Source organism: Streptomyces hainanensis (assembly GCF_004348415.1).
GTDB classification, from domain to species: domain Bacteria; phylum Actinomycetota; class Actinomycetes; order Streptomycetales; family Streptomycetaceae; genus Streptomyces; species Streptomyces hainanensis.
In genome coordinates this window covers 1-8,331 of sequence record NZ_SMKI01000356.1, presented here as the reverse complement: position 1 = coordinate 8,331, position 8,331 = coordinate 1, and the positions used below count along the sequence as shown (strand labels likewise).

10 protein-coding genes are annotated in these 8,331 nt (G+C 72.6%); 6 read left to right on the top strand and 4 right to left on the bottom strand.

What is annotated here, in order from left to right; all coding sequences use genetic code 11:
• Nucleotides 1-155: 155 nt before the first annotated feature.
• Nucleotides 156-368: a hypothetical protein gene (locus E1283_RS26750; protein ID WP_132820724.1), complete on the top strand. Its 213-nt coding sequence runs from the start codon at nt 156-158 to the stop codon at nt 366-368.
• 30 nt (nt 369-398) lie between these two features.
• On the opposite strand, the gene E1283_RS26745 is transcribed toward E1283_RS26750, so the two are convergent.
• Both E1283_RS26745 and E1283_RS26740 read right to left on the bottom strand, forming a co-directional pair.
• Nucleotides 399-1,442 (bottom strand): S1C family serine protease, encoded by a 1,044-nt coding sequence (locus E1283_RS26745; protein WP_132820722.1) that lies wholly within the window; start codon nt 1,440-1,442, stop codon nt 399-401.
• Between the two features lie 65 nt (nt 1,443-1,507).
• Complete coding sequence (locus tag E1283_RS26740) at nt 1,508-2,104, bottom strand: DUF3043 domain-containing protein (RefSeq protein WP_132820721.1); 597 nt, start codon at nt 2,102-2,104, stop codon at nt 1,508-1,510.
• A gap of 246 nt (nt 2,105-2,350) precedes the next feature.
• On the opposite strand from E1283_RS26740, the gene E1283_RS26735 reads away from it, so the two are divergent.
• The 4 genes from E1283_RS26735 to E1283_RS26720 all read left to right on the top strand — a co-directional run bounded on the left by E1283_RS26735 (nt 2,351) and on the right by E1283_RS26720 (nt 5,547).
• Nucleotides 2,351-3,145 carry a PspA/IM30 family protein gene (locus tag E1283_RS26735; protein WP_132820720.1) on the top strand — a complete coding sequence of 265 codons (795 nt, stop codon included), beginning with the start codon at nt 2,351-2,353 and terminating at the stop codon, nt 3,143-3,145.
• A gap of 69 nt (nt 3,146-3,214) precedes the next feature.
• Complete coding sequence (gene pspAA / locus E1283_RS26730) at nt 3,215-3,493, top strand: PspA-associated protein PspAA (protein ID WP_132820719.1); 279 nt, start codon at nt 3,215-3,217, stop codon at nt 3,491-3,493.
• A gap of 19 nt (nt 3,494-3,512) precedes the next feature.
• Nucleotides 3,513-4,841: a sensor histidine kinase gene (locus E1283_RS26725; protein ID WP_425086235.1), complete on the top strand. Its 1,329-nt coding sequence runs from the start codon at nt 3,513-3,515 to the stop codon at nt 4,839-4,841.
• Nucleotides 4,842-4,878: 37 nt separating this feature from the next.
• Nucleotides 4,879-5,547: a response regulator gene (locus tag E1283_RS26720; RefSeq protein WP_132820718.1), complete on the top strand. Its 669-nt coding sequence runs from the start codon at nt 4,879-4,881 to the stop codon at nt 5,545-5,547.
• 21 nt (nt 5,548-5,568) lie between these two features.
• Here E1283_RS26720 and E1283_RS26715 read toward each other — a convergent pair whose 3' ends face one another.
• Nucleotides 5,569-6,426, bottom strand: a complete 858-nt coding sequence (locus E1283_RS26715; RefSeq protein ID WP_132820717.1) for a GNAT family N-acetyltransferase — start codon at nt 6,424-6,426, stop codon at nt 5,569-5,571.
• A gap of 21 nt (nt 6,427-6,447) precedes the next feature.
• Nucleotides 6,448-7,638 carry a quinolinate synthase NadA gene (gene nadA / locus E1283_RS26710; protein WP_132820716.1) on the bottom strand — a complete coding sequence of 397 codons (1,191 nt, stop codon included), beginning with the start codon at nt 7,636-7,638 and terminating at the stop codon, nt 6,448-6,450.
• 220 nt (nt 7,639-7,858) lie between these two features.
• On the opposite strand from nadA, the gene E1283_RS26705 reads away from it, so the two are divergent.
• On the top strand, nt 7,859-8,209 hold the full coding sequence (locus tag E1283_RS26705) for a HesB/IscA family protein (protein ID WP_132820715.1): 351 nt from the start codon (nt 7,859-7,861) through the stop codon (nt 8,207-8,209).
• The last annotated feature ends 122 nt before the right edge of the window (nt 8,210-8,331 follow it).

Sequence of the window (8,331 nt, the reverse complement as noted above, 5' to 3'; positions counted from 1 at the left end):
GGGCGCCGGTGCCGAGCAGGGTGACGTCCATGTGCCGATCCTCGCGGATCGTCCGGCTCGACGTCCTGATGCGCGCGGTAGTGCCCCGCGGGGCCGACCCGTGATTTAGTCTGCGATCAGGAAGTCGCGGCCGGATGGTGCATCAGGAGGCGGGCATGGCGTGGGAGTGGCGGTTCGAGAAGGCGGACGGCACGTCGACGGAGCCCTCCCAGGACCCGGGTGACTTCGGGACCCAGGGCGACGCGGAGTCCTGGATCGGCGAGATCTGGGGCGAGCTGCTCGAGGAGGGCGTCGACCAGGTGTCGCTGCTCGAGGACGGCACGAAGATCTACGGGCCGATGAGCCTGCACTCCGCCCTGGACGAGTGAGCGGCCGACCGGCCGACCCGGTTCCGGGGCCTACGCCTCGCCGAGGGTGACCTCGGCCGATCTGCGCTCGCCGTCCCGCAGGTAGCGGACCTCCAGCGTGTCGTCCGGCTGGTGGGCGGCCAGCGCCTCGGAGAGCGACACCACGTCGGTGATCGGCTCCGAGCCCAGCTTCACCAGCACGTCCCCCGGGCGCAGCCCGGCCCGCGCGGCCGGGCCGTCCTCGGTGACCTCGACGAGCGCGGCGCCGGCCGGTTCGAAGCCGTCGCCGAGCACGGTGCGCACGGAGACGCCGAGCGCCGCGCGCCCCGAGTCCACGACGCGGCCGCGGTCGATCATCTGGTCGGCCAGGAAGGTCACGGTGGACGAGGGGATGGCGAAGCCGATGCCGGGGGCCTGGCCGCCGCCGAGGCCCGGGTCCCTGGCGGCCAGGGTGGGGATGCCGATCACGGTGCCCGACAGGTCGACCAGCGCCCCGCCGCTGTTGCCCGGGTTGATCGCGGCCGACGTCTGCACCATGTTCCCGAGCGTCGCCTGCCCCTCGCCCTCGCTGACCGAGCGGCCGACGGCGGAGACGATGCCCTGGGTGACGCTGGACGCCAGGCCCAGCGGGTTGCCCATCGCCAGCACGATCTGGCCGACCTCCACCCGCGAGGAGTCGGCGAAGTCCGCGGCCCGCAGCCCGTCCGGCGGGTTGGTGAGCTTGATCACCGCCAGGTCCTGCGGAGGGTAGGAGGCCACGAGCCTGGCCGGCTGCGCCGACTGACTGGTGGCCAGCAGCACCTCGAAGTCCCGGCCGTCGCCCACCACGTGCGCGTTGGTGACGATGTGGCCGGAACCGTCGTAGACGATGCCCGAACCCAGGCCGTCCTCGGTGGTGATCTGCACCACGGAGGGCAGCACGTCGTGCACCACGTCCTGGTAGGTGGCCTGGAGGTCGCCGGGGATGGCGTGCGGCACGCTGGTGCCGCCCCGCGCCTCCGACGAGCCGTCCGTACAGCCGCCGGCCAGCAGCAGGGCCGCCGCGCAGCCCAGGGCCGGCCACACGCTCGCTCGGGAACCGGTGCGCCGTCTCACAACGGCAGTCTGGCCGCCGCCCGCGCCTCCCGCGAGCGACGGCCAGCCGTTCGAGCGACGCCCTGCTAGCGGGGCTCCTCGCCGCGCTTGATCTGCGGGCGGGGCAGCCGCATGCGCCGCATCTGCATGGTGCGCATCAGCGCGTAGGCCGTGGTGCCGCGCAGGTTCTCGTCGGGGAACCTGGCACGCAGCTGCTTCTTCAGGCGGCGCGTCATCAGGACCGAGTCGAAGACGATCATCACGATCACCGCGAGCCACATCAGCAGCGCGATGTTCCGCGCGGCCAGCGACGGCAGCATGCTCAGCACCAGGATCAGCACGGCGATCGGCAGGAAGTACTCCGCCACGTGCCACTTGGTGTCCACGAAGTCCCGCACGAAGCGCCGCACCCTGCCCCGGTCGCGGGCCGGCAGGTGGCGCTCGTCGCCCGAGAGCAACGCCTCCCGCTGCTTGCTCATCGCGGTGCGCCGCTGCTCCCTGGCCCGCTTGGACGCCTCCCTGCGGTTGGTGGGCGGCTTGACGACGGCACGACGCAACGCCTCGGCCTCGCTGCGCTTGGGCGTGGGCCGGCCCTTGGGTGCCTGCGGGTCGCGGCCGCGGGACTCCTCCCGCTCGGCATCGGCGGAGCGGGCCTGATCTTCTTTCGAACGGCTTCGGAACACAACCCCAAGACTACGGTCTCGCTCCGCGTGACGACCCGGGGCGACCGGCACGATCACGCAACGGACCCCGCCAGGAGGGGTCAGACCAGGCCGCAGGGTGTAGAACGGCCGCTCAGCAATCGTTCTGAGGTAGGAGCCATTCGCCGCCGAGCGGTGCGCTAATGGAGAGGCGACCCGTAGGGTAGTAGGGGATCAGTAGGAATGGTCACAGGTTCGAGCCCGGTATGAAGGGGGCGCGCGAGGCCCATGAGCGGTGTGATGAAGCGGATGGGGATGATCTTCCGCGCGAAAGCCAACAAGGCCCTTGACCGGGCCGAGGATCCGCGCGAGACGCTCGACTACTCGTACCAGAAACAGCTCGAGCTGCTACAGAAGGTGCGGCGTGGCGTCGCGGACGTGGCGACCTCGCGCAAGCGGCTCGAGCTCCAGCTGAACCAGCTCAACGGCCAGTCGGGGAAGCTCGAGGAGCAGGGCAGGAAGGCGCTGGCGCTGGGCCGCGAGGACCTGGCCCGCGAGGCGCTGACCAGGCGTTCCGGCCTGCAGCAGCAGATCTCCGACCTCCAGCAGCAGCACGAGACGCTGCAGAACGAGGAGAACAAGCTCACCCTGGCGGCCCAGCGGCTGCAGGCCAAGGTGGACGCGTTCCGCACCCGCAAGGAGACGATCAAGGCCACCTACACGGCGGCCCAGGCGCAGACGAGGATCGGCGAGGCGTTCTCCGGCATCTCCGAGGAGATGGGCGACGTCGGCCTGGCCATCCAGCGCGCCGAGGACAAGACCGCCCAGCTCCAGGCCCGCGCCGGCGCCCTCGACGAGCTCGTCGCCTCCGGCGCCCTGGACGACGTGACCGGCAGCTCCAAGGACGACATCACGGCCGAGCTGGACCGGATCTCGGGCAACGCGGACGTGGAGTTCGAGCTGGAGCGCATGAAGGCCGAGCTGGCCGGCGGCAGCTCCGCCGGGCGCCAGGCCATCGAGGGCGGCGACGGGACCGAGGAGCGGCAGCAGCAGCAGCGCTCCCCACGGCTCGACAAGCAGTGACCGTCGCCCGGCCGTGACCACCACCCCCGGCGAGACGGCGGGGCCCCTACACGAAGGACGGAGGGCATCATGATCGTACGGATCATGGGGGAGGGGCAGGTCCGGCTGGCCGACAGCCACTTCCCGGAGCTGAACAAACTCGACGACGAGCTGCTCGCCGAGGTCGAGACCGGCGACCTGGAGGGCTTCCGGCGTACCCTCGGCGCGCTGCTCGCGGCCGTCAGGAAGCTGGGCACCCCGCTCCCGGACGACGCCCTCGAACCCTCCGAGCTGATCCTGCCCGCACCCGACGCGACCATCGACGAGGTGCGGGCCATGCTCACCGAAGACGGCCTGATCCCCGACTGACCCGACCGAGACCGCCGACGTGACTCCCGAGCAAGGCGCCCGCGCCCACCACTGGTTGCGGGTCCACCCCATGGCGCTCGACGCGCTGATCGCGGTCGCCGTGTTCGTGGTCGTGATCGTCGCGTCCGTGACCATGGCGTCCTCCGGCGGCACCCCCGGCTTCGGCAAGCGCGAGCTGCCCGCCCACTCCGTGGTGCTCACGCTGCTGGCCTCCGCCGCCCTGGGCGCCAGGCGCCTGGCGCCCATGAAGGTGCTGGTCGTGGTCAGCGCGCTCAGCGTGCTCGAACTGGTCCTCGGCACCCAGTCGCACCCGCCGAGCGAGCGGCACGCGTCGCTCGCCATGACGGTGGTGATCGCGGTCTTCACGGTCGCCATGCGCACCGACCGGCACACCACCTTCCGGGTCGCCCTGGTCACCGTCGCCGGGTTCATCCCCGCCACCATGCTGCTCGGCGCCCAGCCCTGGTACGTCTCGGAGAACCTGGGCATCGTCGCCTGGCTGGGCCTCGCCGCCACGCTCGGCGAGGCGGTGCGGCACCGGCGGGCCGCCGTCGACGCCATCCGGGAGCGGGCCGAGCGCGCCGAGCGCACCCGCGAGGAGGAGGCCAGGCGGCGGGTGGCCGAGGAGCGGCTGCGGATCGCGCGCGAGCTGCACGACGTCGTCGCCCACCACATCGCCCTGGTCAACGTGCAGGCCGGCGTCGCGGCGCACGTCATGGACACCCGCCCCGACCAGGCCAAGGAGGCGCTCGGCCACATCCGGCAGGCCAGCCGGCGCGCCCTCGGCGAGCTCCAGACCACGGTCGGGTTGCTGCGCCAGCAGGACGAACCGATCGCCCCGACCGAGCCCGCCCGCGGCCTGGCCGTGCTCGACGAGCTGGTCGAGGGCTTCACCAAGGCCGGCATGGCGGTGTCCGTGCACGCCCCCGCGGCCGACGGGCCGCTGCCGTCCGCCGTCGACCTGGCCGCCTACCGGGTGGTCCAGGAGGCGCTGACCAACGTCCACAAGCACGCCGGCGCCGAGTCGAGCGCCCGGGTCCGCATCGTGCGCCGCGGGGTGGCCGTGGACCCGCTCCTCGACATCACCGTGGAGGACGACGGGCCGCGCCACGACCGCGTCGCCGCGGCCCCGGCCGCCGGCCTCGGCGGCATGGGCAGCGGCCACGGCCTCACCGGCATGCGGGAGCGGGCCGCCGCGCTGCACGGCACCTGCGAGACCGGCCCCAGGGACGACGGCGGCTTCCGGGTGCGGGTCACGCTGCCGCTGCGCCCGCCGGGGGCGCCGGACACCGAGGACGACGTGGTGCGGAGCGGGCCGGAGAGCTGGAAGGTCGGCTGGTGCGGCTGAGCGCCGGCCTCGGGGTCGTGAACAGGAAGATGGTGCTGTGATCAGGGTGGTGCTGGCGGACGACCAGGCCCTGCTGCGAAGCGCGTTCCGGGTGCTGGTCGACTCGGATCCGGGGATGACCGTCACCGGCGAGGCGTCGGACGGCGCGGAGGCGCTGCGGGTGATCCGCGAGGCCGGCGCCGACGTGGTGCTGATGGACATCAGGATGCCCGGCATGGACGGCCTCGCCGCCACCCGGGCCATCAGCGCCGACCCGGCGCTCGCCGCGGTGCGGGTGGTCATCCTGACCACCTTCGAGTCCGACGACTACGTGGTGCAGGCGCTGCGGGCCGGCGCCTCCGGGTTCCTCGGCAAGGGCGCGGAGCCGGAGGAACTGCTCGCCGCGATCCGGCTGGCCGCCGACGGCGAGTCGCTGCTCTCGCCGACCGCCACCCGGGGCCTGATCGCCCGCTTCCTCGCCCAGAGCGACGGCGGCGAGTCGATGGACGACTCCACGCTCGACGTGCTGACGGCCCGGGAGCGCGAGGTGCTGGTCGAGGTGGCCGGCGGGCTCTCCAACGACGAGATCGCCAAGCGGCTCTCCGTCAGCCCGCTCACCGTCAAGACCCACATCAACCGGCTGCTGACCAAGCTCTCCGCCCGGGACCGGGCACAACTGGTGGTCACCGCCTACGAGACCGGCCTGGTCAAGCCACGCACCGGCTGAGCCCGCCAGCGCGGCGGCGGTTCAGAGGAAGGCGGCCGACGGGATGTAGGGGGCCGGCGGACGCATCCCGCGCAGGCACAGGTAGCCCCCGGGCGCCAGCGCGAGGCCGGCGGCCAGGCCCACGTCCACGGCCCACTCCTGCTCCGCCGTCAGCCGGGGCACGCTCGCCGCGGCGCCCGGCGGGCGGCTCAGCAGCGCCGAGGCCAGCAGCCGCACCGCGATCCGCCGCGAGGTGGCGGCCAGCAGCTCCACGGTGCCGTCGTCATCCAGATAGCAGTAGCCGCTGCCGCCCAGGTCGTCCGCCACCACCACCCGGCAGTGCAGCAGCAGCTCCGCGTGGTCCGGGCCGTGGGCTCCGCCGCGCAGCCGGCGGTCCACCGAGTTCATCAGGTCGATCTGCGCCGCGCCGCCCTCGATCGCCGGGCCGTCCGGCGCGGTCAGCCGCGACGGGTCGACCGTGCCGGCCAGCCGCATCACCGGGTGCAGCGTGAACCCGGCGGCCCGGTGCACCCGGGCGGACAGGGGGTCGCCGGAGCCGCAGATCATCCCGCGCAGCGTGCCCCTGGCGTGCGCCATGGCCCGCCGCAGCAGCGCGGTGCCCACGCCCTTGCCACGTGCCCTCGGGTCCACGACCAGCAGCGAGAGACCCCACAGGCCCTCCCGACGGCTGGCCAGCGCCGCGCCGACCGGCCGCCCCGCGGCGTCCTCGGCCAGCCAGCAGCCGCCCGGATCGGTGCCGGCCAGATGCCTGGCCCTGCGGTGGAAGCGCGCGGTGCGCGGCGGCGACCACTCCTCGTCCGCCTCGCCGCGCGCCGCGAGCACCACCTGCCGGACGGCCTCGGCGTCGGCGCGGGAGTCACGTACCTGGCGCAGCAGCATGACTCCATCGTGGCCCGCCGGTCAGGGCAGTGCCAGCATGCGCTCCAGGGCGACCTTCGCGTAGCGCTCCGTCTCGGTGTCCACCTGGATGCGGTTGACCACCCGCCCGTCCGCCAGCGACTCCAGCGCCCACACCAGGTGCGGCAGGTCGATCCGGTTCATGGTGGAGCAGAAGCAGACCGTGCGGTCCAGGAAGACGATCTCCTTGCCCTCCGGCGCGTAGCGGTCGGCGAGCCGCCGCACCAGGTTGAGCTCGGTGCCGATGGCCCACTTGCTGCCGGCCGGGGCGGCGTCGAGCATCCGGATGATGTGCTCGGTGGAGCCCACGTGGTCGGCGGCGGACACCACCTCGTGCTTGCACTCGGGGTGCACCAGCACCTGGACGCCGGGTATCCGGGCCCTGACCTCGTTCACCGAGTCCAGCGAGAACCGGCCGTGCACCGAGCAGTGCCCGCGCCACAGGATCATCCGGGCGTTCCGCAACTGGTCGGCGGTGAGCCCGCCGTTCGGCCGGTGCGGGTTGTAGACGACGCAGTCGTCGAGGGACATGCCGAGATCGCGGACGGCGGTGTTCCGCCCCAGGTGCTGGTCGGGCAGGAACAGCACCCGGCCCGCCCCCTCCGGCCGCTGCGCGAAGGCCCACTCCAGGGCGCGGCGGGCGTTCGACGAGGTGCAGACGGTGCCGCCGTGCCGGCCGGTGAACGCCTTGATGTCGGCCGAGGAGTTCATGTACGTGACCGGCACCGTGTCGGCGGCGACGCCGGCCTCGGTCAGCACGTCCCACGCCTCGGCGACCTGCTCGCCGGTGGCCATGTCGGCCATCGAACAGCCGGCGGCCAGATCGGGCAGCACGACCCGCTGGGCGTCCGAGGTGAGGATGTCGGCCGACTCGGCCATGAAGTGCACGCCGCAGAAGACGATGTACTCCGCCTCGGGTCGGGCGGCGGCGTCCCTGGCCAGCTTGAACGAGTCGCCGGTGACGTCGGCGAACTGGATGACCTCGTCCCGTTGGTAGTGGTGGCCGAGGACGAAGACGCGGTCGCCGAGCCGCGCCTTGGCGGCGCGCGCCCGCTCCACCAGGTCCGGGTCGGACGCCGCGGGCAGGTCACCCGGGCAGTCGACGCCGCGCTCGCTCGCCGGATCGGCGTCCCGGCCGAGCAGCAGCAGAGCGAGCGGAGTGGGCTCGACGCCCAGTGTCTGGGCGGTGTTCATGGCACGCACCCTTCCTTTATCGTCGTATTGACGCAATGGATCATAACTCCTTCGCGTCAGTCTGACGAGACCGATAGCGTCACTGTGACGCATTCCGCCATCCGCGCGGGGTGTGCGAGCATGAGAAGAGAAAATGGCGCGCCGGCACCGGAATAGATCGGAGCGGGCGTCTGTTGCAGCACGCTGCCAGAGCATTCCGTACTACCCGGGAGATACGCAGATGTCCGTAACGGAAAAGACCGTCGACGACGGCATCGTCGTTTCCGACACGGCCGTGGCGAAGGTCAGGAGCCTGCTCGAGCAGGAGGGGCGTGACGACCTCGCGCTCCGCGTGGCGGTGCAGCCCGGCGGGTGTTCCGGTCTGCGCTACCAGCTCTTCTTCGACGAGCGCTCGCTCGACGGGGATGTCGTGAAGGACTTCGACGGCGTCAAGGTCGTCACGGACCGCATGAGCGCGCCCTACCTCGGCGGCGCGTCGATCGACTTCGTCGACACGATCGAGAAGCAGGGCTTCACGATCGACAACCCCAACGCGACGGGTTCCTGCGCGTGCGGGGACTCTTTCAGCTGACGTCTCCGCCCACCCGCCTGGCGGCTGGAGCGCCTCGAAGGTTCCGCAGCGCCGCACCGGCCCTGGGCTGGTGGGGCGCTGCCGGCTTTTCTCCGGCCGGCGGGTTTTCCCCCCACCCGCCC

What these genes read in the sequence shown, in the direction of transcription:
- E1283_RS26750 (WP_132820724.1), top strand. Translation starts at nt 156, where the DNA reads ATGGCGTGGGAGTGGCGGTTCGAGAAGGCGGACGGCACGTCGACGGAG.
- E1283_RS26735 (WP_132820720.1), top strand. Translation starts at nt 2,351, where the DNA reads ATGAGCGGTGTGATGAAGCGGATGGGGATGATCTTCCGCGCGAAAGCC.
- pspAA (WP_132820719.1), top strand. Translation starts at nt 3,215, where the DNA reads ATGATCGTACGGATCATGGGGGAGGGGCAGGTCCGGCTGGCCGACAGC.
- E1283_RS26715 (WP_132820717.1), bottom strand. Translation starts at nt 6,426, where the DNA reads ATGCTGCTGCGCCAGGTACGTGACTCCCGCGCCGACGCCGAGGCCGTC.
- nadA (WP_132820716.1), bottom strand. Translation starts at nt 7,638, where the DNA reads ATGAACACCGCCCAGACACTGGGCGTCGAGCCCACTCCGCTCGCTCTG.
- E1283_RS26705 (WP_132820715.1), top strand. Translation starts at nt 7,859, where the DNA reads ATGTCCGTAACGGAAAAGACCGTCGACGACGGCATCGTCGTTTCCGAC.